The sequence below is a fragment of the Leptospiraceae bacterium genome, from assembly GCA_024233835.1.
Taxonomy (GTDB): Bacteria; Spirochaetota; Leptospiria; order Leptospirales; family Leptospiraceae; genus JACKPC01.
Genome location: JACKPC010000003.1, coordinates 136,721 through 157,685 on the forward strand (window position 1 = coordinate 136,721; position 20,965 = coordinate 157,685).

The window sequence follows — 20,965 nt, forward strand, 5'->3', positions numbered from 1 at the left end:
TTTCATTTTAATCTTTCTATCTACTTCATCTTTAAAAACTCTGCCCTGCATATCAGAAGCGTCTTTTCTGAAAGATTCGGGAATACTTCTGTCAAAGATTGGGTTCAGATTTTTACGATTTACAAAGGGGTTTTCACTGTAGTTCATAGTGGTTTTTTCCAGCTTAATTTCCCCGTCTTTGTAAAGGTTATAATTATCATAAGGGTATTTCAGGCGGAAAATATTTACAGCAGCTTTTCTTGCGTCCCTGCAGCGATTAATTGCAGCTATATACTGTTCGATTCTGTATTTTCTTTGATTGGGTTGTAGTTTTTGGTGCTTATCAAGACTTCTCTCAATTTTTAGAGCATTGAGTCTTGCATTTTTGGCTTCACCAAGATACTGATAACCGGAGGAAATATTTTCTTCAACGGTATATTTGTTCAGATAGTAGTGGTATTCTTTGGGATCATAGCTTCTTTCAATTTTAGGGGATTCTCTGTCTGTTTGAAAGTCTTTACGAATTTTGGACTCACGACCGTACTCGATAGTAATGTCCATCAGGCTCTTGTCCAGCTTGTCTTTCTCGTCTTTTTTATCAACCGCAGCTTTGAGCATTTCTTCGGTTCTTTCAACATAAGCCTGGGAAAGATCTTCATAGATTTTCTCAGTTTCAAGTTGTGCCTCTAAAAATCTCCTATAAGCATTCAGATAGCCGCCTTCAAAATAGTAAAGCAGACCTTCCTGGAAGATACTTTTAATTTCTTCGTATTTCTTTAACCTTGCTCCGGAAGCTTCTTTAGAACCTTTGTTAGCGTTGTCATTTGCATTATCGTTAGCTTTACCCGAATCATCTTTCTTCTCTTCACCGGGATAATTTTTCACGATAGGCTCTAAGGTGCGGAGATAACCGATAAGCTCTACACGTTTGCTATAGGCCTTGCTCTGAACCGCTTCTCCATAAGCACTTGAGAGAGTAAAAAAAACTGCTGTTAGTAGTAAGAATGTCCTCTTCATCTTCGTTCCTGTCTCTTTTAAGTATTTATTTTTTACTATTTCAAATTAAACTGGAAATTATTTAACCTATTTTTTATAGTCTGAAGAGATTTTTTTTAATGACTCTTCAAACACAAGTAAAATAATAGAGTGTTATAGAAAGATTATCGGTCGATAAGTAATTGAGATTGACTTTACTTGAAAATAATTCTAAAGTATAGAAAATTATGAAATCAAACCAGCAACAAGCACAGAGAAAAGCAACCTTTCGTTCCAAAGACCCGGTCAGCTGTCCTATCTGCGGGGAAGCTCATCAGAGAGAACAAATGTTCCAGGGAGGGGGAAGGCTGATTGCCGGGGCCCTGACACGCGAGCTGAGAAGACTTTATGAGAAAAACAAGAAATTCGGTCGTTTAAACCCGAGTGATTACGCTGTTTCTGTCTGTCCGAGGTGTCTGTATGCTTCCTTTATTAAAGATTGGTCTTCGGTAAACCTCGATGAAATCAATCGGATTAAGCAATACAGCAATGACCGCAGGGTTTTCGTAGAGAAGATTCTGGGTCCGGTTGACTTTGACCAGGACAGGAATATTGTTTCCGGAGCAGCCTCCTATCTTTTAGCTGTCGATTGCTATCAGCATCGCCTGCCGGCTACCGGCCCTACACCCAAAAAAGCTGTCTGTGCCATCAGGGCAGCCTGGTATTTTGAAGATTTACATAATGAATTCAGTCAAAATTCCTTTGATAAACTCAGGGATTTTCTCTATCAAAAAGCTGCCATCTGGTATGGAAAAACCATGGAGATTATGCAGACCGGTTCTGAAACGGTAGACACTTCCATACTCGGACCCGATATGGACAATAACTGGGGCTTTGATGGGGTAATTTATTTAAATGGCTATTTGAGTTTAAAATTCAGAAAAGAGCTGGCAGCCTCCGATGACAGGCGACTTGAGCTCTTAGTGAAAGCCAAGCGTATGCTGGCGAAGCTTTATGGTTCAGGTAAGTCTTCCAAAACCAAGCCTTCTGCTATTCTGGATATGGCAAAGGAATCGTATGATGACTTGCAGAAGGTAATCGAAGAAATGGGTGGCGAGAAAAAGCTTGGCTAAGCTGGCTTCTCTTATCCAGTATGACGGGTTAAAATTTCACGGGCTTCAAAGACAAAAAGACGAAATCAGTGTTCAACAGAACTTAGAAGAAGCCCTCGAAACCATTTTCAAAGAACCGGTAACAATTTTTGCTGCCGGCAGAACCGACACAGGAGTCCATGCCCGCGGGATGCTAGTAAGTTATTCCGCTCCTTCTGATATATACAATTTCTATAGTTTTCACCGTTCTGTAAATGCTCTTACCGATAAAGGCATGAGTATGCTGGCATCTAAATATATGCCGGAAGATTTCCATGCTCAGTTTGCCTGCACGGAGCGAGAATACGAATACCACTTTCTGAATACTCCTCAGCCTTATCCCCTTTTAGAGAACCGGGCCTACTTTTGTAGAAGACGGGTAGACATTCAACGCTTACAGGAAGAAATTACTCTTCTGAAAGGTACCTTTGATTTTACAGGTATCAGTAAAAAAGCTTCCCTGCAATATAAATCGAGTACCATTCGGGAAATCAAAGAGATCGAGTTAAAAGAAGTTCCTCCTTATGCCGGTTATTACCTGATTCGTATCCGGGGGAATAGCTTTTTGCATAATATGATTCGCATCCTTGTCGGAACCTTATTTGATATTTGTTCCGGAAAAATGGGAAATCAGACAATTGTTGATGTCATCAAAAAAAAAGATAGAACTCTCGCCGGTAAAACTCTCCCGCCTGAAGGCTTGTATTTCTGCCATGCCTACTATGAAAAATTCCCGGAAATTGAGGAACTTTACAGGGAAGTTTCTATTCCATAAATAGACATCTATCACTGGACAAATTTTCGGTTAGATAGAAGTCTTGCTTTTATGAAGCCGGAAATACTGATAGTGAAAAACCTAAGCCGGGAAGGCCCCGGGCTTTTGGAAGTTATACTAAAAGAATATGGGATACTTTATCATCTGGTTGATCTGGATCAGGGAAATGATTTTCCCGTAGTCGAAAACTATAAAGCCCTTGTGGTTCTCGGTGGACCGGATAGTGCCAATGATGATACGGGAAAAATGAAAATAGAATTAAGTCGTATCCGAGACGTTATAGCAAATAAAATTCCTTATCTCGGAATTTGTCTTGGACTTCAAACTCTTGTAAAAGCAGCCGGTGGGAAAATACTAAAAAGCCCGGTAAGAGAAATAGGCTTTCTGGATCCGGAAGGTAAGCCTTTTACAGTAGAACTTACAGATACAGGAAAAAAAGATCCGCTATTTGAAGGATTAAATCACAGCTTTCATGTATTTCACTTACACGGAGAAACGGTAGAACTCAGTTCCGATATGAGTCTATTAGCGAAAGGTAAATTTTGTCAGAACCAGATAGCAAAAGTCGGAGAAAGAGCTTATGGGATTCAATGTCATTTTGAATTAACAAAAGAAATGTTTGAAGTCTGGATAGACGAAGATACAGACCTTTTAAGTCTCAACACAGAAGAATTACGAAAACACTTTCAATCGATTCATGAGGAATATGAACGGGTGGGCAAACAACTATTTAAGAATTTTCTAAAATTATCAGGCTTTATAGAATGAAGGTTCAATATTATACTGCGGTCAGTCTCGACGGTTACATTGCTGATGAAAACCATTCTCTTGATTGGCTTTTCCAGTTCGATGCTGATAAGGAAAGCACCTACCCGGAGTTCATAAAAAATGTAGGAGCTTTAGCCATGGGTTCATCTACCTATGAGTATATTCTTAAAAACTATATTTACCAGGACCCGAATAATCCGAAAGATTGGCCACACCGGGAACCGACTTATGTATTTACCTCAAGGCAATTTGATCCACTTCCTGATGCGAATATACATTTCGTGAAAGGCGATGTAAGACCTGTTTATGATAAGATGAAGCAAGCAGCCGAAGGAAAGAATATCTGGATAGCCGGTGGAGGAGGATTGGCCGCACAATTCTACGAGGCCGGTTTACTCAATGAACTTATGCTTACCCTAACACCCGTTATCTTAGGAAAAGGTGCTTCTCTTTTTGAAGGAAAAATTATATCACCTCCTCTTCAAGCCACTCATGTAAAATTACAGGATTGCGGGCTTATTGAGCTGAATTTCTATATACCGCAAACTAATTCTTTTTTTGAAGAATAGATAAAGAAAATTTTTCTTGTCTTTTTCTTTCAAGGGAAGAATTTTTGTTTATGAGAACTTTAATTATTTTCTTTCAAAAGCGTGCACTTCTTGTAAATATATTACTCTGCTCTTTTTTCTTATTAGCCTATTCGATTATTCAAAAGATGAATCGAGATCAATTTCCCCAGGCAGACATGGCCACCATGGTAATTCTCACCAAGTATCCCGGTGCCTCTCCAAAAGATGTTGAACAAAACGTTACCCGCTTAATTGAAAATGAGCTTAAAGGAATTCCCGGAATCGACAGATTTAAGTCGGTTTCTGCTGAAAATGTTTCTTCCGTCATTGTAGAAATTGATATAAACTATCCAAATCAAAATGAAGTAAGAGATGAAATACGTAGAGCTGTAGGACGCGTAACAGATCTTCCAACAGAAGTAACCGAGAAACCGGAAGTCAGAGATTTAAAAGCCTCTGAAATTCCTATCATTGTGCTTGGAATTTCAGGAGATGCAAGCTATTCAGAATTAAGGAACATAGCGAAAATTATCGAGAAAGATATTAAGCGAATCAGGGGAGTTGCAAAAATTGACAAGTATGCTTACCGGGATATGCAATATAAAGTCAAACTGTTTCCCGAAAAATTAAAAGAATTCTACGTCGCTTTAAATGATGTGCTATACGCCATTGACAGAAGAAATGTAAGGGCTACCGGTGGGAATCTCGAATCTTATAGAACCCAGAGAAACATTTTGACCCTATCTCAATTCGATTCAACCGAAGATGTAAAAAATGTAATCGTTCGTTCTGAAATAGCCGGGGGAAAAGTTCGGGTAAAAGACATTGGTAAAGTAGAAGAAGGCTTTACTGACGAAAAAATGCGAACCATCTTTGATGGAAAAAGAGGCATCTCTCTTGTAATTAAAAAATCCTCCAATGCTGATATTATTCGACTGGTTGATAAAATTAATGAATACACAAAAGAGAAAGAAAAAACTCTTCCCTCAAACATTAAATTATCCCTGGTCAATGACTCTTCTTACGTGGTTCGTAATCGAATTGATGTAGTGATATCAAACGCAATTATTGGTTTTTTCCTGGTGATTGCTATTCTAATTATCTTTTTAGATTTCACTTCCTCTTTTCTCATTGCCATTAGCATCCCGGCATCCTTTGCAATTACATTTATTATCATGCCACTTGCAAAAGTAGAAATTAACTCTATTTCTCTTGCCGCTATGATAATTGCCCTCGGAATGATAGTAGACCAATCTATTGTTATTTCAGAAAATGCCATACATGAATTAAAAAAAGGGAAACCCAAATTCCAGGCTATACTTGATGGAACCCTGGAAGTGATAATGCCTGTATTTGCATCGGTATTAACTACCGTGTTATCTTTTGCCCCCATGTTTGCCATGTCGGGAATCATGGGAAAATTTATTGTTCCAATTCCGGTTGTGGTAATTGCTTCGCTTATAGGTTCCTTAATCAATTCTTATTTTATCCTGCCAAATCACCTGAGTCATACTCTAAAAGAAATAAATAAAGAAAAACTCCGTGAGGAAGAAAAACATGTTACCTGGCAGGATAAATTTTTTGATGCCATCGCTGCTCCTTATAAAAAAACTTTACCCATTATATTAAAACATCGATATATAGCTATTTTTACAGCAATTTTTCTGCTGGTTTTTTCCTTATATTGGGCTAAGAATAAGGTTATCCTAAACCTCTTTCCCCCGGATGGTGCTTCTACTTTTTTTATTTTCGTAGAACTTGAAGATGATGCCACATTTAATGCAACAGAAGAAGTCATTTCCCAAATAGAAACTTATATTCAAAAGATTCCGCAAGGTGAATTAAGTTATTACACAGCAAGAATCGGAACAGCTGATGCCAATGATCTTTCTACTCCGGTAGGAGGAGAAGAACACCTTGCTTATCTACAAATCAGACTTGTTCCGGTTTCACAAAGAAAACGAACTGCCACAGAAATCATGGATGAAATTCGCAACAATATAAAAGCTCACATAAAAGGTGCTAAATCCATTCGTTTTGAAATGAGGAAATTAGGTCCGCCTGCCGGAAAACCCATTGAAATTCATGTCCACGCAGATAACGATGAAGAAAGAAAACTCTTTGTTGATAAAATCGTAAAAGATCTGGAAAACACAGAAGGAGTTTATGATGTGAGCACAAATTCAAAATTAGGTCGAGAAGAATATAAGTTAAACATAGACTATGAAACCCTCGCCCAAACCGGATTAACCGTGCAAGATGTAGCCAGTACTCTACGAATTGCTTTTGATGGAATCAACGCAACTTCGATTGTTAAAAATAATGAAGAAATCAACATTAATGTTCGATTTCCGGAAGAGAATCGAAAAGACATTCATAACGTATTAAACCTTGATATTCGTAACATGCAGGGTCGCTTAATTCCCTTAAAAGCTTTCGCCAACCTTTCCAAAATTCGCGCGGAAACTGCGATTCACCATACCGATGGAGATGTGACTACTACTATTTCAGCCCAGGCAAAAATCACGGTTCAACCTAAAAAAGTAATTGATACTATTATTCGTAAGTATTCCAAAGACTTAAGACAATATCCTAATATTAGCTTTTCCTATGGTGGTGAAGCAGAGAAAACGGAGGAATCGGTAGGTTCTCTACTACTTGCTTTCTTAGGAGGAATCACAGCCATATACATGGTATTAATCTTATTATTCGATTCTTTAACACAACCGATGATTGTTTTATTCGCAATTCCTTTTGGGATTATTGGTGTTATCTGGGCTTTTTACTTTCATGGTAGACCCTTCTCTTTTATGGGACTTATCGGGGTAGTTGGTTTAAGCGGTATCGTTGTTAACAATTCTCTCATGATGGTAGAGTTTATTAATAAATTGGTAGTAGATAAATCGAGAGGTGACAAGCTCCCTCGCTCTGAAGAGTTAATTCCCGACATTGTTACCGGCTCGATACGTAGACTAAGACCCATAGTCATTACAATGACAACAACTGTAACCGGTCTCTTACCCACAGCTTATGGTATTGGTGGTTCCGATCCTTTCATCGAACCCATGGTTATAGCAATCGCCTGGGGTCTCTTACTTTCCACCCAGATTTCTTTAGTATTAATCCCCTGCTTTTATATGGCAAATATGGATGGATACATTATGTTAAAAAATATCTATTTGAAATTAAAAAACAGATAGGCGAATAATTAATTAGTATAATAGAATATACAAATCTATTTTTATAAAAGGATATAATATGGCTAAGGTCAGTGTTTATTTAAATTTCGAGCGTAACACGGAAGAAGCCTTTAACTTCTACAAAACTGTATTTAATAGTAACTTCATAGGAGGAGGATTTGCTCGTTTCAAAGACATCCCCCCGACAGAAGATAGTCCGCAACTGCCGGAAGAAGATAAGGATCTTATTATGCATGTTTCCTTACCCATACTGGGAGGGTATTTATTAATGGGAACCGATGCACCAAAATCAATGGGCTTTCAAATAGAAAAAGGAAATAATGTCCATATCAGTCTTGAACCTGATACAAAAGAAGAAACCAGAGAACTCTTCGATAAATTATCTCAGGGTGGTAAAATAAGCATGGAACTCCAGGACATGTTCTGGGGAGCCTACTACGGAAGCTGCATAGATAAATTTGGCGTACATTGGATGTTTAATTGCAGAGCTGTTCCTAAAGTTATGATAGAAGTTACGGTTCAATGCGAAGTAAAAAAAGTCTGGGAATATTGGACAAAACCCGAACACATCTGTAAATGGAATCAGGCTTCAGAGGATTGGCACACTCCATCCGCAAGCGTGGATCTACGAAATGGAGGAAAATTTGTTTCTCGTATGGAAGCCAGGGATGGAAGCGCGGGTTTTGATTTTTCCGGAGTCTATCTCAAAGTAATCCCTCAGTCTTTTATCTCTTTTGCAATAGATGACGGTAGAAATGTGGAAGTTATTTTTATAGAATCAGGCAAGGAAACCAAGATAATCGAAATCTTTGAAGCAGAATCCCAGAATCCGGTAGAAATGCAGAAAAATGGCTGGCAATCGATTCTCAATACATTTAAAAAATATGCTGAACTCTGAGTAAAATTTTTCAGATAAGCTCTAAGAACAGAAATCCTCGAAAGCTTCGAGGATTTTTTCTTCTATATGAACACATACTTCCTGCCAGATATATCCATCTACTTCAAAACTTTCTGAGGCATTAACATTATAAGTATAACGAATCAAGTCCATTGCAGGAAACTCATAAAGCAAAGTTTTATTTTTTGGCTTTTTATCATAGATAAATTGCACAGAGAAGTTATAATTCGAATCAAAGAGCAGAAAATTATTGCCTTTCTTACTCTTTGAAATATACTCTTTAAAGCTGAACCTGTTCTCATCTAACCATTCAGCCAAATTCTGTTGCAATATAGAAAAGGAATCTTTTTCCATAAATTTAATCCTCAATCTAAAAGTCTATTAGCTTTCATCCAATCGATCCCTTCTCTTAGGCTTTCTTCTAAAGGACGCTTTTGTAGTCCCAGTTCCCTTCTTGCTTTAGAAGAATCGTAATACCAGTGATGAGAAAGAAGGGCAATGTCGCCTTCGCTTATAGGACTATCTTCCCAAATAGATTCTAAAAGCTTCGCTGTAAACGAGGCCAGCCCCGGAGGCAGGATAAACAGGGGAGCCGGCTTTCTCGTCACTTCCGAAAGTAGCTCAAAAAACTCTTTCCAGGAAAGATTAAAATTCGACAAAAGATATTTCTCTCCAACCACACCTTTATTGAGACAGGCAACAAGTCCCCTGGCCGCATCTCTTACATCAATAAAACTCATCCCCCCATTAACGTAGGCAGGAATCTCGTTCTTCAAAAACTGTTTTACAACCCGCATCGAAGATAAATAATAATCCTCAGGACCTATGCAGTAACCGGGATATGCAAAGATTATGGGGAGCTGATGTTTTCCAACATATTCCCAACTCAATAATTCTGCTCTTCTTTTGGCCTTAAAATACGGCATTGGTAGTTCGTAGATCCTGTCATCGTAAATTGCATTTTCCTCTATCGGAACTTGATTCTCCGCCCAACCATGCGCAAAAATTGAAGCCAGATACACGATTTTTTTTATCTTATATTGCTCGCAGGACTGCCAGAGATTCTTAGTCGAAACCACATTGGCGTTTTCAAGCATTTCTGCATCTTTCATTGCCGTACTGATTTTTCCTGCGATATGAATCACTGCATCACAGGAGGACAGAGCGTTTTCATAGCTTTCTTTTTGAAGCAAATCTCCCTTTATAACTTCTAAAAAAGGAGATTTGAGGTCTGTAGAAGGATGAAGTTTCCCGCTTCGACTGAGAGCAAATACCTGATGAGACTCTTCTAAGAGGTATTTCAAAACAAAAGAACCAATAAAACCACTACCACCGGTTAAAAATACTTTCATAATTTCCTATCCTTCATAAGATTAAACTGCATTCGCCGTGCAGTCTAATTCCAAATCGTCTTCCACCAATCTGTTTTGTTTGACCTATAATTTAGCCCCATTTTCTTTCTTTCTTCATTTTCGTTTCTTCCGGTTAAAATTATAAGGTTTTTCAAGCTTTTCTCCTGATGGATTTTCAAGTTTTTAAAATAAGCCCCGGCAACTGAACAGCTATTTTCTGAACCCTTCCAGGCCTTCCGAATCTTATACCGAATAGAAAATTCTTTTTTATCATTAGTTTCTATAAAAGAAATATCTTCAGGAAAAGTTTGGGAATTATATCGAATGTGCAGTCTGGTTACATAAACCTCCGGTTGAATTCCAAAATCAGGAACATCGCTTAACCAGAAAGCTCCTAAGTTCAAAAGCTCTTCCTTCTTTAGGGGTAATTGGGGACAAAAAGTTCTGGAGCATACATTTGCTTTTCCTGCAAATTCCGTAAAGACCACCTTTTTATCCTCTTTTTTTACGAGATGCAGAAACATCTCCCTATAGAAAGTATCTAACTCAGAAGCAATATGTTCCGGTAAATCTTTACCTGTGGGTATCTCTACATTCCTATAATTCGATGTTTCAACTCTCCCTGTAGGATTTAAAATATAAGCATATAGTTCCTGCTCTCCTTTCGCGTTTACCATCCCCGGCCGTATCGGCAAGATAAATTTCTCGGATTCATAAGCAAATAGCAGAGGTCTGAGATAGTTTAAACCGGAAGAAAGCTGGTTTTGCAGGTTCACTTTCGCTACGAAGAATTTCATATTTTGTTTTATATAGGGTTCCAGGGTGTTCTCCATTAGCTTCGGGACGTAGTACCCATTATGCTTTAACCAGCTTACAAGTGCTTTTGAGTCCTGAGAAGATAAAATCTGTATATCATACTCTCCTATAGAATAGGAGGCTTCGACTTTAACCGAATAATTGTTCTTTATTGGCTTCAGGTCCGCTCCGAAAGGAGCAACAGACTCCGCATGTCCATTTGCTTTTCGTAAGGATGGTTGCATTCTTAAACAGGGAGATAGATCCTGTTTAACTTCAAATAACGGAGAGGTAAAACCATGTAACCTATCAAAAAACTGGTTTTCTCCAACATGTATCTGGTTTTTCTTAATCAGGCTGGGTACCGGAACCAGCATAGAAAATTCTTTAAAATTCCCCCTGTAGTCACTACTGATTCCCATAACACTTCGTTTTCCATCTCGAGCCAAAACAACCCTTGTTACTTCATTGTAAAGACCCTTATCTCCTTTACTTAAACCCGGTGCAAGATAGGTAACTTTAGGAATCTGAATAGGGCGAATAAACATGGTACACATCGAATATATTGAATCCTGAATACTCAGACCCAAAATAATAAATAAAACAAAAAAGGTAAAAGCTTTCATTTCCAACTCCAAACTTATAATCTATGAATTCCAAGAATCGTTATATCGTCCCTAAGAGGTTCTTCTTTGCGAAATTCCTCTATCCCGGAAAAAATATAATTGATAGAATCTTTTATAGAATTTTCCTTTAAATGATGAATCATATCTAATAGTCTCTCATCTCCAAAAATCTTTTTTTCAGGATTCCGTGTTTCTGTTAGACCATCTGAAAAAAGAAAGAGTATATCTCCGGGTCTATATTTATAGGTTCGACTCTCTTTTTTCTTTACAAGCATTCGATTACGATTGAGCCCGATAATCGGTTCTGTACGTTCCAACCATAGAGGGTTTCCATTTTGAAGAAGAATTTGTCTTGGATAACCGGCAGAGGCATAGGTGATGGTATCCTGTATTGAATTGATATCAATAACTATGCAGGGTAAAATAATATTCAATGCTGAAAATTTATATGTAAAACGATAACCCAACTCTTCCAATACAGTAGCCGGATCCGCCACTTTCCATTTTAGTTCTTCATATTCACTCTTTATGGCCATAGTGATAAGTCCCGCCTGTATTCCATGTCCTGTTGCATCAGTAATCATCACCCGAAAAATACCATCAGCAATTTCATCTATATCAAAAAAGTCACCCCCAACTTCCTCCAGAGGTTGATATTCATAATAATATTCTAATTTATCTGAATGAAATGTATCTACAGATGGAAGAATCTTTGTTTGTATCTTCCTCGCTAATTCCAATTCCGATTGGATCCTCGAGTACATCTTTGAAAGTTTTTTGGCTTTGTCTTCGGCTTCTTTTTTTGACAGTTTTAATTGCTCCTCAGCATACTTTTGTCTGCTAATATCATTCCCTATAGAAAGGATCTCACGAACCTTTCCATATTTATCATAGATAGCACGATTAGCCCAGGCTACCCACATTTTCTTACCATTCTTTTTTACATTTTCATTTATATGCCAGATATATTTATCCGGGTTTTCAATTATATCAAACATTACACTTCTTAGATTTCTTCCACCCTCTTCTTCTTCCGGAACAATCGTTTCTAAAATATTTCTACCGAGTATTTCTTCTGGTCTATAACCAAACTTCTTTTCTGCAAAATCATTATAAAAAATGATTTCTCCCCTATAATTCCAACGGATAATAATACTGTTTGCACTTTCTACAAGTTCTCGGTATTTCATCTCGCTTTCTCGAAGTAATTCTTCAGCCTTTCTTCTTTCCTGTATTTCTTTTTCTAATTCAAGGGTCCTCTGCTTTACCCTATCTTCTAAGGAATTATTTAAATTTACCAGTTCTTCTTTTGCCTGAATTTTATCTGTAATATCTTTTCCATAAACATTTACATAATCCGTATCTTTTACAGCACGAAGAGTTATACTATAACATTTTTCACCGATTTTTATATCAAACACTTCAACCTTATCTGAGTTAACAATCTGCCGGGTTCTAATGATTATCTCATGCTCATCATTGGAATTAATCTCCTTCATAATTTCAAGACCCGGTTGATTTGTATAAAGGATATCTGCATTAGAACTTAAACGAAGTACAGGATCCGGATCTTCTTCAGGAAAACGTGACAGCATAACTATCAATTCCCTGGCATGTCTTCTATCTGATATATTTCGATTGAATACAGATACCCCTGCTACCTTTCCATCCTGCTCAAGTATCGGGTAATAAGAAATTTCATATTCGTTAAACTCCTGGGCTTTCACTATTTTATAATTATCTTTATGAGGATTTCCTTGCATGGCCTTTTCAAGGTTTAACATTAGCTGTTCCTTAACCGGTTTATGAAGATATTCACGAACATCATCTCCTAGTTGAATACTAAGATTCAACCTTTCCTGTATATCTTCAGCAAATCCCTTATTAAAGGCTGTAATTAAAAAAGAAGTATTAATAGAATATATATGATCTCTTGTATTGTTAATAAGTGAAGAAAGACGATTTTCGGATTCCTCGATTATTTTTCTATCTTTCTCTTTATCCTGATTTATCTTATATCCGATACCGAAAGATAAAAATAATACTTCTATAGCCGCACCAGCCTGAACCAAAACTAAAGAGTCAAAGGAATAAGAGATAAACCCAAAGTTTCTAAATAAAACCAGACTAACAAAAATTATAAGAGAGAACCAGGCGAGAATAAAATAGTAAGTCGGATAAAACCGTTTTCGTAAGGCCAGGATACTGATAGATATAATATAAATAGCAAGAAGGAGGGTAAGGATATCTATCAATAATAAGTCTACATTGTAAGGTAAAAGAAAAGTAACAGGTATAAGGCAGAGGCAGGAAAATATAAGCAAATAAGAAATGTTATAAAACAAAGAAGAATAAAGCTTGATTCGCAAAAAGTTACTGGCAAAAAAAGCTGCAAATATCATCACCAATAGCCTAAAAACTAAAAGTGAAAATTTATTTACATCCGGAGAATTCGGCCATACATACTGGTAGGCCATTCCACTCCAGATAAGTAAATATATTATAAAGAAAATTAGATAAACTACATAGTACAAAAGCCCTGTCTCACGAATGTAAATATACAAAAAAAGATTATAGAAAACCATAATAAACAGCATTCCGAAGAAAAAGCTGGAAAACATTTCATGTCGAAAGATTGCTTCTGAAAGTTTTTTTTCAGGATAAATATAATAAGGAAACACCAGCACACTTTCTGTTATGATATTTAAATAGGCAAATTTTTCCTCTCCAGCTTTTAAGGGAATACGAAACAGATATTCTTTATGATAAATTTCCCTCGAAGAGAACGGAAAACTTCGCCCTGTTGTGCGCTCCTGCTCCAATAGAGAATTTGAATATAGCATAAATCTAATTAAATCAAGAGGAGGATAAGCCAGATGAAGAATGAATACATTATCTTTTTCACTTTTATTTTTTAAGGTATAGCGTAACCAGAGTTTTTTATCTGTGAAGCCAAAAGAAGCTTTATCTTTTTCTAATATTTTCCAGCCGGAATTCGGTATACTTAGTTGTTTGTCCTCCTTTTTCAGTAAGACATATTCTACTTTTAATTCAAGCTGAGAATTCAATTCCTGTGCAAGAGGAGGATAAGAGTTGCAAGAAAATAAAAGTATTATACAGCTAAAAATAAGCCATGGCCTATGCACAAAGAAGTGCTGGATTCGAGCTATAATTTTTCCCATAGGCATACTTAATATAAGCAGCGCGGGCTTTTTTTTTCCATTATTTTTTACAGCTTCTTAAAATAAATTTATCTACGAAAGCTAAGGGGAAGCCATTACTGAACCATCCGGAACTGTCGGTTTTCAAATTATTTCCTTATATTTCAAATGAAATTTCTTTCAAAAGGTTCATAATTTCCAACTGCTGGTTCTCGGTGGCGTAATCCATTGCAGTCTTTCCGTCCTGGTTTTGCAATTTCACATTTGCCTTATGCTGAAGTAAGATACGAGTCACCTCGATATGGCCGTTTTTAGCAGCCTGCATTAATGCAGTATTTCCCTGATAATCCTGTATATTCGGATCTGCTTTATAAGCTAAAAGAAGCTTTACCTGCCTTTCCAAACCTCTCCTTGAAAGAGTCATCAGTGCAGAACCACCATATTGTCCCCGCTCATCAGGAAGGGCACCTTTCTTTAATAATAATTCCAGGGTTTTCATGTTAGCATTTCCGATACTGGCAAGTAATAGAGGAGTATCTTTATAGATATTTCTTGAATTAATGTCCTCTCCTTGTTTCAAAACATGTTCAATTACAGTATTTAACCCATTCATAGAAGCTATCATTAAAATAGAACCATGATATCCCTGCCTTCCTTTATAATTTGCTCCATTTTGCAAAAGAAAAAGTGCAATTTTTTCATTCTGAAGTTCGACCGCTCTATACAAAGGAGATGTATAAGAATTATCCTGAATATTTACATTTGCTTTATGTTGAATTAAAAATTTTATAATTTCATACTTTCCGTATTCTACTGCAATGCGAATTGCAGTTTCCCCAAACATAGATCGGGTATTTATTGCTGCTCCTTCTTGAAGTAACAAGTTTGTTATAGGAATATTACCATGTTTTGCAGCCAGTAATAGGGAAGGCCAATTTTTTTCATTACGAACTTCCGGACTGAGACCTTTCTCCAGGCTTTTTTTTACCAATCTAAAGTTTCCCTCTTCAATTGCATCAAAGAAATACTGATTAGGGTCCCTATTTAGATAATACCAGGGAATCGTTACAGGCAGGAAGAAAGTATCCAGTATAAAACTAAAAGGTAAATCCAGATATAGAAAAGCTTTATAAGTCATTGTATTTGGTTTGGATTTAACAACGGAACGGGTCCCACAGTAAACCGGATTGTTTGTATTTGAAAGTCCGGTAAGAGTAGAGCAGGAACTAAAAATAAGAATAAAATAGAATATTACATATTTAAAATATACAAAAAAAGGCCCCGAAGGGCCCGGTTTATTAGTCCGGTCCCGGACCGGAACCTTTGGTATTTGGATTGCTATCGTCTTTAATTTTTTCATTCGGTTCTGAAACAATTTCTTTTTTCTTAACTTCTCTTTCTTCATAATCTTTCTGCCATTCAGAAATTTTGCTCATGAAAATAAAGTTATCTTTTGTTTCATATTTCTTAAGATGCTTGAGTCTTTCAAATATATCTTTATCATCGACTTTACTAAATGTATTTTTCAGTTTTACTGAAAGATCTTTAAGTAAGGTTTTATAGGTAATTTCATCTAGCTTAAAAGCCTGTTCCAATTCCCTGTAACGGGTCAAATCATCTATGTCAGTCATGAGACCTGAAAAGTTATCAATATTTTGTTTCTTGCTCATGATGCCGGCCCAGGCAATATTCAGGCGATGGACCAAATCCTCTACCCCTTTCGTAACAGGGTTAATTTCAGTTCCACGTATGGTACCCTTTTCGTGTAGACGAAACCGACTCTCTCCCTTCGAAAAAAGGGAAGGAGAGAAAAGAAGGGCGAAGATCAAAATAGCTACAATTTTTGAATAGTTCATTAGAAACCTCTTTTATTATATAGTACTATCGGCATTTTCAAATGTATTTTTCAGAACCTCAGGCTATTTAATTTTCTCTTAAACCCTATTCTATCTACTCACTGCGAGAATTGCAAGCCCGATTCCTTTTTTGTGAATTCTCTATATATCTTTTGATATATGGATCTTTACCTGTTTAGCTCTATATGTTTTAAACTCGGAAAGCCTGAACGTAGCCTGTCTTCTATCCGTTTATATTCCTCCTGTATGACCCTGTTAAAAAGTTGATTATACTCGTTTAATTCTGTTGTATTTGCTTCGATAAGCGAATGGTAAAGCTCAGGTTTTTCATTCTTGCACTTTTCTCTCACCCTATTTGAAAGTTCTTCCATATTCAGCTCTAAATGAGCCGAAAACTTCAAACGATCCGGCCCAAATACTAAAGTTTTGACGTCTTTCAGGCTTTTAATGAGTTTTTCTTCTTTCAAAATATTATAAATTTTTTCCATTTCATATTCGGGAATGGCTTTATCAATAAGAAATTTCTTATTCTCTACAGCAAGGTGAAAAGCAATAAGTCCCATTAAAAGGCCGATTATGATACTGGCCACAGCATCAAAGGTTTTATCCCCTGTAAGAGAAGTCATAATAATCCCAATAAGAGCCAGGAAAATTCCGGTAATAGCCGCCATATCTTCCCAAAAAACAGCACTTACCGAAGGATCGAGAGATTCTTTAAGATAAGCAAAGAACTTTTTTTTCCTCTCTACAGCCTGTGACTTTATTTCCTTAATGGCGACAGAAAAAGAATAGGATTCCACTAAAAGAGAAATAAAGAGGATAATTTCAATAATAAGCTGAACATTGCCTTCTTCTTTATATTGCCTATCACTAAATAAATCGTGAAAGCCATGGTAAACGGTAACTCCGCAACCCAGAACAAAAATTCCCATCGCTGAAACGAGGTTCCAAAAAAAACGCTCCTGGGAGTATCCATAATGAAACACGGATGTTTCTTCTTTTCCTCCCCTGCGAATCCCGATATACAGAAGAGCCTGGTTCATAACATCGGCAAAGGAGTGAATGGACTCAGAAAGAAGAGCAGAAGAGCCGCTGAAAAAAAAACCTACCGTTTTGGCAATGGCAATAACAAAATTAGCAACAATAGCTACAATAATGGGTTTACTTGAATCTCCGGAAACTGACATAAAAGAAGATAAATGATAAAAGGGAAGCAAAGTCAAGAAATATAAATCATCGGAACTGTCTAAATTGCCCTGAGCTTCCTTCTGAATCATTCAAGGTTTGGTTTTAAATTTCTTTTCTAAGTGCAAAAGGCTTAAACCGGTCGAAGCCAATTTATTATTAGGATTGATTTCAAGACAGGTCTTGTAGTGATTGTCAGCCTCCTGATATTGATTTAACTTTGCGTAACAATATCCGAGATTACAAAGACTCATCTCTGCATAGCTATAAGAACTGACATTTAAAAGGAACACGGCACGAAAGCGATCCAGAAAGTGATATTTGCGGAAAAAAAGGTAGCTTTTGTAAAAATGTTCAATGGCAGCCATGAATTGTTCCTCTGAGGATACCTGAAGCCCTTTTGTATACTGAAATAAAAATGTATATTTTAGTATTATACGATATACTACCATAATAAAAATCGCCAGAAGAACATCTATACTGAGTCGGTCAAAGATAGTGTATTTATGTATGAAGTAGGAAATAAATAAAATAAAAAGAATACGGGGAATTTGTCGTAAAAAGAAATACAGATCAGCTAAAAGAGATTTCATTTTAAAATTTTGATAAATCCTTATAAAACTTTCTCTATAACATTTTTTATCTGCTTCAAGGAAAATGGTTTGGGGATGAAAGCTAACATACCCATGTCAAAACATTTTTTTCGAGTTTCTTCGTAAGCATCTGCACTGGCAGCAATTACTTTGGGACATTTTGAATCTCTCTGAAAAATCTTCTTAGCTAATTGATAGCCATCTAAATTTGGCATGTGTAAATCTGTAATGACTAAATCGTAGTCTTCAGTTTGAATTTTTTCCCAGCCTATAGCTCCATCTTCAGCTGTATCTATTCGTTCAAAGCCGATTTCTTGAAGAAAATTTTCAAGAATCAAGGTGTTTAAAATATCGTCTTCGACAATTAAAGTTTTAATTTTCTCCCAGGCTAAAGGATTTGTAGATATTGAGTTTAAATCTTTATTAAATGTTTTACAAGAAAAGTTGAGACTAAATTTAGAACCCTGCTTCTCTTTACTTTCAACAAGAATGTCCCCACCTAATAAGTCTGCATATTTTTTGCAAATAACTAAACCGAGTCCGAGTCCACCATATTTACGACTGATGGAGCTGTCTTCCTGTGTAAACAAATCAAAGATAGAATCCACATGATTCTGTGGGATTCCTTTTCCTGAATCTATAACACTTAATGTCCAATTTGCTTGATTCTCTAATAATTCTGTGGATTGAACTTCCAGAATTATTTTTCCGCTCTCAGTAAACTTGATTGCATTGCTTATCAAGTTCTTTAATATTTTTTGAATTTTTACTCTATCTGATACAACCCATTCTCCTGTATTTGTTTGAATAGAATATTTAAACTCAAGTCCTTTTGCTATAATTCGAGAATGATATTCTGATTTTAACTCATCTAATAGTTCAGAAATAGAAAACTCGCTTTCATTCAGGGATAGTTTCTGATTTTCTAAATCTGCTATGCTTAAAATACTATCAATAATATCTAATAAATGTTTCCCGCTCTCCCGCATATTTTGTAATGGAATCAATTGTTCAGGCTTTGGATGATTGGCGAAAAGCACATCCGTAAACCCCATCATCGCATGTATGGGTGTTCTAATTTCATGAGTGATCATGGCTAAAAAGTTCGATTTTACCTGATTCGCATGAATGGCTTCTTCTCTGGATTGAATTAAGTTTAATTCCAAATTTCTTCTTTCTGAAATATCTAATTTAACTGCAACATAGTTAATAATTGTTCCATTAAAATCTCGTACAGGAGCAATATACGCTTGTTCATAAAATATCTCTCCATTTTTTTTGCGATTGATAAATTCTCCCGACCATGTTCTACCATTACTTAAAGAGTTCCATAAGTCTTTATAAACAGAACGAGGAGTGAAGCCGGAATTTAAGATTCGTGGATTTAAGCCTTTGACTTCTTTTGCAGAATAGCCGGTTAAAAGAGAAAAGTGTGGATTTGCGTATTGTATGTTTCCATCTGTATCCGTAATCACTATAGTCGTTGGACTTTGCTCTATTGCGGTTAAAAGTTTTTGAACTTCTTCTTCCGTTTTTAAAAGCTCGGTTTCTATTACTACCTGACGTTTGCCAAAAATATAAATAATACCTATTCCTAATATCCATATACTAAGATGGGATAAGAAAAGTTCCAGTCTGGATTGATGATAAATCTTAAAATAAGGTTCCAAAGCTACTGAAAAATCGGTTCCACCTCGAATTCCCCCCACAGGGATTTTTGTCCAGGCATGACACTTTAAGCACCCTTCTTCCATTATCATTGGTTGCATCTTTCGAAGGTAGGGTTTTCCCTCTATCTCTGTAATTTCAGTATAATCTTCTTTATTTTTTTGAATGATGAGTAGTGCTTTTTTCTCCCATTCGTCAGGCATGTTGATTGGGTTTAAAACTTGCAAAGCCGTGATTCGAGAAAGCGCTCCGAAAAGTTCTTCCTGGGTTCGATTCAATTCTCTAATCATGGTGGCGGGATTATGCAGGGTAAGCATTTTACCACTCGGGGTGAGAATATCTCTTTCCGGGATATGGTTTAGATAAGGATTGGGTCTCACTTTTTCGGTGACAGGCACATAAACCCCTCCGTGTTCGGTTGCCCATTTCCGAAAAGCTATATCTTTCTGTAAATTTGCTTTTGCTTCGGTGTCGGCTAAGGTAATAATATGCCTTTTAGTTTGAAATATATTCCATAAAGCAGAAAAAATTACAGCAACAGTCCAGAATAAAATTACAACAAGGGTTAATTTTAATCTGTGATTTTTCTTTTTAAGAAAATAGTTCCGAGCATCCATAAAGAGACCCCAATAAAGAATCTGTGATTTAACATAGTTTATCAAGAGTAAAAAAATTATATACCCTTAATTGGAGTCTTATTGAGTTTTATTAATAAAAAAACTTATTGTATTCGCTGAAACAGAGCGTAAATATAGGGACGTTCCCCTCCGGATGGATTTATATAGGTAAAATTATCCTGTTTGATTAATTTAAAATTATCACCTAATCGCATTTGTAGTTCTTCTAATGAGTATCGATGCAGATCCAGACCGGCACATTTCGGAGCACCATCTTTAGAAAACTCAGCCAGAAGAATGTATCCATTAACTTTTAAATTTCGTACTACATTTGAAAAATAACCTTTGATGGCATCTTCTGCATTTAAAAAATGAAGAACAGCCCTGTCTATCCATACATCAATAGATTGTTTTTCGATTAGTAGTTCCCCGGAAATATCCCCCTGAAGGTATTCTATTAGTGATTTCGTATTTCTTAAACGTTGCTTTGTTATCAATAGAGCTTCAGAACTGAGGTCATTGAGAATAAGCTTTTTGACCTTTCCCTGTAGTAAATCGGCAAGCTCCGTAGTGCCAGCACCCGGAATAAAAACCGTTTTTTCCTTTAAGGGTTCTGTTAATTCCAAAAATTGGAAGGTTTGTGTATAATCGCCTTCGTACCAGCCGAGTTTTTCATGAATTGTGTTTTTGAATATTTTGTTCCAGTGTTCCTCTATCATCAAACCATTTATCTCTTCTATCAATCGTGAATTAAAGCTTTGCTGGAGACTCCCGGAAGTCAATAGAAAAAAGCTGGA

16 protein-coding genes and 2 pseudogenes are annotated in these 20,965 nt (G+C 36.5%); 7 read left to right on the forward strand and 11 right to left on the reverse strand.

Annotated elements, in window-relative coordinates:
• Nucleotides 1–996: pseudogene (locus H7A25_15095) on the reverse strand (hypothetical protein).
• A 206-nt stretch (nt 997–1,202) separates the two neighbouring features.
• Between H7A25_15095 and H7A25_15100 the strand changes: the two are divergent.
• From H7A25_15100 to H7A25_15130, 7 genes and pseudogenes are all read left to right on the forward strand, one after another.
• On the forward strand, nt 1,203–2,087 hold the full coding sequence (locus H7A25_15100) for a DUF2225 domain-containing protein (protein MCP5501227.1): 885 nt from the start codon (nt 1,203–1,205) through the stop codon (nt 2,085–2,087).
• Nucleotides 2,080–2,880 carry a tRNA pseudouridine(38-40) synthase TruA gene (truA, locus tag H7A25_15105; GenBank protein MCP5501228.1) on the forward strand — a complete coding sequence of 267 codons (801 nt, stop codon included), beginning with the start codon at nt 2,080–2,082 and terminating at the stop codon, nt 2,878–2,880. Before H7A25_15100 ends, truA begins: the two co-directional genes overlap by 8 nt.
• 51 nt (nt 2,881–2,931) lie before the next feature.
• Nucleotides 2,932–3,648, forward strand: a complete 717-nt coding sequence (locus H7A25_15110) for a type 1 glutamine amidotransferase (protein MCP5501229.1) — start codon at nt 2,932–2,934, stop codon at nt 3,646–3,648.
• Nucleotides 3,645–4,217 carry a dihydrofolate reductase gene (locus H7A25_15115; protein MCP5501230.1) on the forward strand — a complete coding sequence of 191 codons (573 nt, stop codon included), beginning with the start codon at nt 3,645–3,647 and terminating at the stop codon, nt 4,215–4,217. Before H7A25_15110 ends, H7A25_15115 begins: the two co-directional genes overlap by 4 nt.
• A gap of 50 nt (nt 4,218–4,267) precedes the next feature.
• Nucleotides 4,268–7,417 carry an efflux RND transporter permease subunit gene (locus H7A25_15120; protein ID MCP5501231.1) on the forward strand — a complete coding sequence of 1,050 codons (3,150 nt, stop codon included), beginning with the start codon at nt 4,268–4,270 and terminating at the stop codon, nt 7,415–7,417.
• A 58-nt stretch (nt 7,418–7,475) separates the two neighbouring features.
• Nucleotides 7,476–7,901, forward strand: a pseudogene (locus tag H7A25_15125) (VOC family protein).
• The gene (locus H7A25_15130) at nt 7,890–8,315 is read left to right on the forward strand and encodes an SRPBCC domain-containing protein (protein MCP5501232.1); all 426 of its coding nucleotides are present in this window, start codon (nt 7,890–7,892) and stop codon (nt 8,313–8,315) included. Before H7A25_15125 ends, H7A25_15130 begins: the two are co-directional and overlap by 12 nt.
• Before the next feature lie 21 nt (nt 8,316–8,336).
• Here H7A25_15130 and H7A25_15135 read toward each other — a convergent pair whose 3' ends face one another.
• The 10 genes from H7A25_15135 to H7A25_15180 form a co-directional block, all read right to left on the reverse strand.
• Complete coding sequence (locus H7A25_15135) at nt 8,337–8,669, reverse strand: hypothetical protein (protein MCP5501233.1); 333 nt, start codon at nt 8,667–8,669, stop codon at nt 8,337–8,339.
• 11 nt (nt 8,670–8,680) lie between these two features.
• Complete coding sequence (locus tag H7A25_15140; protein MCP5501234.1) at nt 8,681–9,667, reverse strand: NAD-dependent epimerase/dehydratase family protein; 987 nt, start codon at nt 9,665–9,667, stop codon at nt 8,681–8,683.
• A 44-nt stretch (nt 9,668–9,711) separates the two neighbouring features.
• Complete coding sequence (locus H7A25_15145) at nt 9,712–11,088, reverse strand: DUF2330 domain-containing protein (GenBank protein MCP5501235.1); 1,377 nt, start codon at nt 11,086–11,088, stop codon at nt 9,712–9,714.
• A 14-nt stretch (nt 11,089–11,102) separates the two neighbouring features.
• Nucleotides 11,103–14,276: a SpoIIE family protein phosphatase gene (locus H7A25_15150; GenBank protein ID MCP5501236.1), complete on the reverse strand. Its 3,174-nt coding sequence runs from the start codon at nt 14,274–14,276 to the stop codon at nt 11,103–11,105.
• Between the two features lie 130 nt (nt 14,277–14,406).
• Nucleotides 14,407–15,387 carry an ankyrin repeat domain-containing protein gene (locus H7A25_15155; GenBank protein ID MCP5501237.1) on the reverse strand — a complete coding sequence of 327 codons (981 nt, stop codon included), beginning with the start codon at nt 15,385–15,387 and terminating at the stop codon, nt 14,407–14,409.
• A 160-nt stretch (nt 15,388–15,547) separates the two neighbouring features.
• Complete coding sequence (locus tag H7A25_15160) at nt 15,548–16,105, reverse strand: hypothetical protein (protein MCP5501238.1); 558 nt, start codon at nt 16,103–16,105, stop codon at nt 15,548–15,550.
• Between the two features lie 167 nt (nt 16,106–16,272).
• Nucleotides 16,273–17,382: a cation diffusion facilitator family transporter gene (locus H7A25_15165; protein ID MCP5501239.1), complete on the reverse strand. Its 1,110-nt coding sequence runs from the start codon at nt 17,380–17,382 to the stop codon at nt 16,273–16,275.
• Nucleotides 17,383–17,883, reverse strand: a complete 501-nt coding sequence (locus H7A25_15170) for a tetratricopeptide repeat protein (GenBank protein ID MCP5501240.1) — start codon at nt 17,881–17,883, stop codon at nt 17,383–17,385.
• A gap of 20 nt (nt 17,884–17,903) precedes the next feature.
• Nucleotides 17,904–20,168 carry a response regulator gene (locus H7A25_15175; protein MCP5501241.1) on the reverse strand — a complete coding sequence of 755 codons (2,265 nt, stop codon included), beginning with the start codon at nt 20,166–20,168 and terminating at the stop codon, nt 17,904–17,906.
• A gap of 104 nt (nt 20,169–20,272) precedes the next feature.
• Complete coding sequence (locus H7A25_15180) at nt 20,273–20,899, reverse strand: methyltransferase domain-containing protein (GenBank protein ID MCP5501242.1); 627 nt, start codon at nt 20,897–20,899, stop codon at nt 20,273–20,275.
• Nucleotides 20,900–20,965 lie beyond the last annotated feature (66 nt).

Bases quoted from the DNA above. Each gene is read 5' to 3' on its own strand.
- H7A25_15100 (MCP5501227.1), top strand. From the start codon at position 1,203: ATGAAATCAAACCAGCAACAAGCACAGAGAAAAGCAACCTTTCGTTCC.
- H7A25_15110 (MCP5501229.1), top strand. From the start codon at position 2,932: ATGAAGCCGGAAATACTGATAGTGAAAAACCTAAGCCGGGAAGGCCCC.
- H7A25_15115 (MCP5501230.1), top strand. From the start codon at position 3,645: ATGAAGGTTCAATATTATACTGCGGTCAGTCTCGACGGTTACATTGCT.
- H7A25_15120 (MCP5501231.1), top strand. From the start codon at position 4,268: ATGAGAACTTTAATTATTTTCTTTCAAAAGCGTGCACTTCTTGTAAAT.
- H7A25_15130 (MCP5501232.1), top strand. From the start codon at position 7,890: ATGTTTAATTGCAGAGCTGTTCCTAAAGTTATGATAGAAGTTACGGTT.
- H7A25_15135 (MCP5501233.1), bottom strand. From the start codon at position 8,669: ATGGAAAAAGATTCCTTTTCTATATTGCAACAGAATTTGGCTGAATGG.
- H7A25_15140 (MCP5501234.1), bottom strand. From the start codon at position 9,667: ATGAAAGTATTTTTAACCGGTGGTAGTGGTTTTATTGGTTCTTTTGTT.
- H7A25_15145 (MCP5501235.1), bottom strand. From the start codon at position 11,088: ATGAAAGCTTTTACCTTTTTTGTTTTATTTATTATTTTGGGTCTGAGT.
- H7A25_15150 (MCP5501236.1), bottom strand. From the start codon at position 14,276: ATGCCTATGGGAAAAATTATAGCTCGAATCCAGCACTTCTTTGTGCAT.
- H7A25_15155 (MCP5501237.1), bottom strand. From the start codon at position 15,387: ATGACTTATAAAGCTTTTCTATATCTGGATTTACCTTTTAGTTTTATA.
- H7A25_15160 (MCP5501238.1), bottom strand. From the start codon at position 16,105: ATGAACTATTCAAAAATTGTAGCTATTTTGATCTTCGCCCTTCTTTTC.
- H7A25_15165 (MCP5501239.1), bottom strand. From the start codon at position 17,382: ATGATTCAGAAGGAAGCTCAGGGCAATTTAGACAGTTCCGATGATTTA.
- H7A25_15170 (MCP5501240.1), bottom strand. From the start codon at position 17,883: ATGAAATCTCTTTTAGCTGATCTGTATTTCTTTTTACGACAAATTCCC.
- H7A25_15175 (MCP5501241.1), bottom strand. From the start codon at position 20,168: ATGGATGCTCGGAACTATTTTCTTAAAAAGAAAAATCACAGATTAAAA.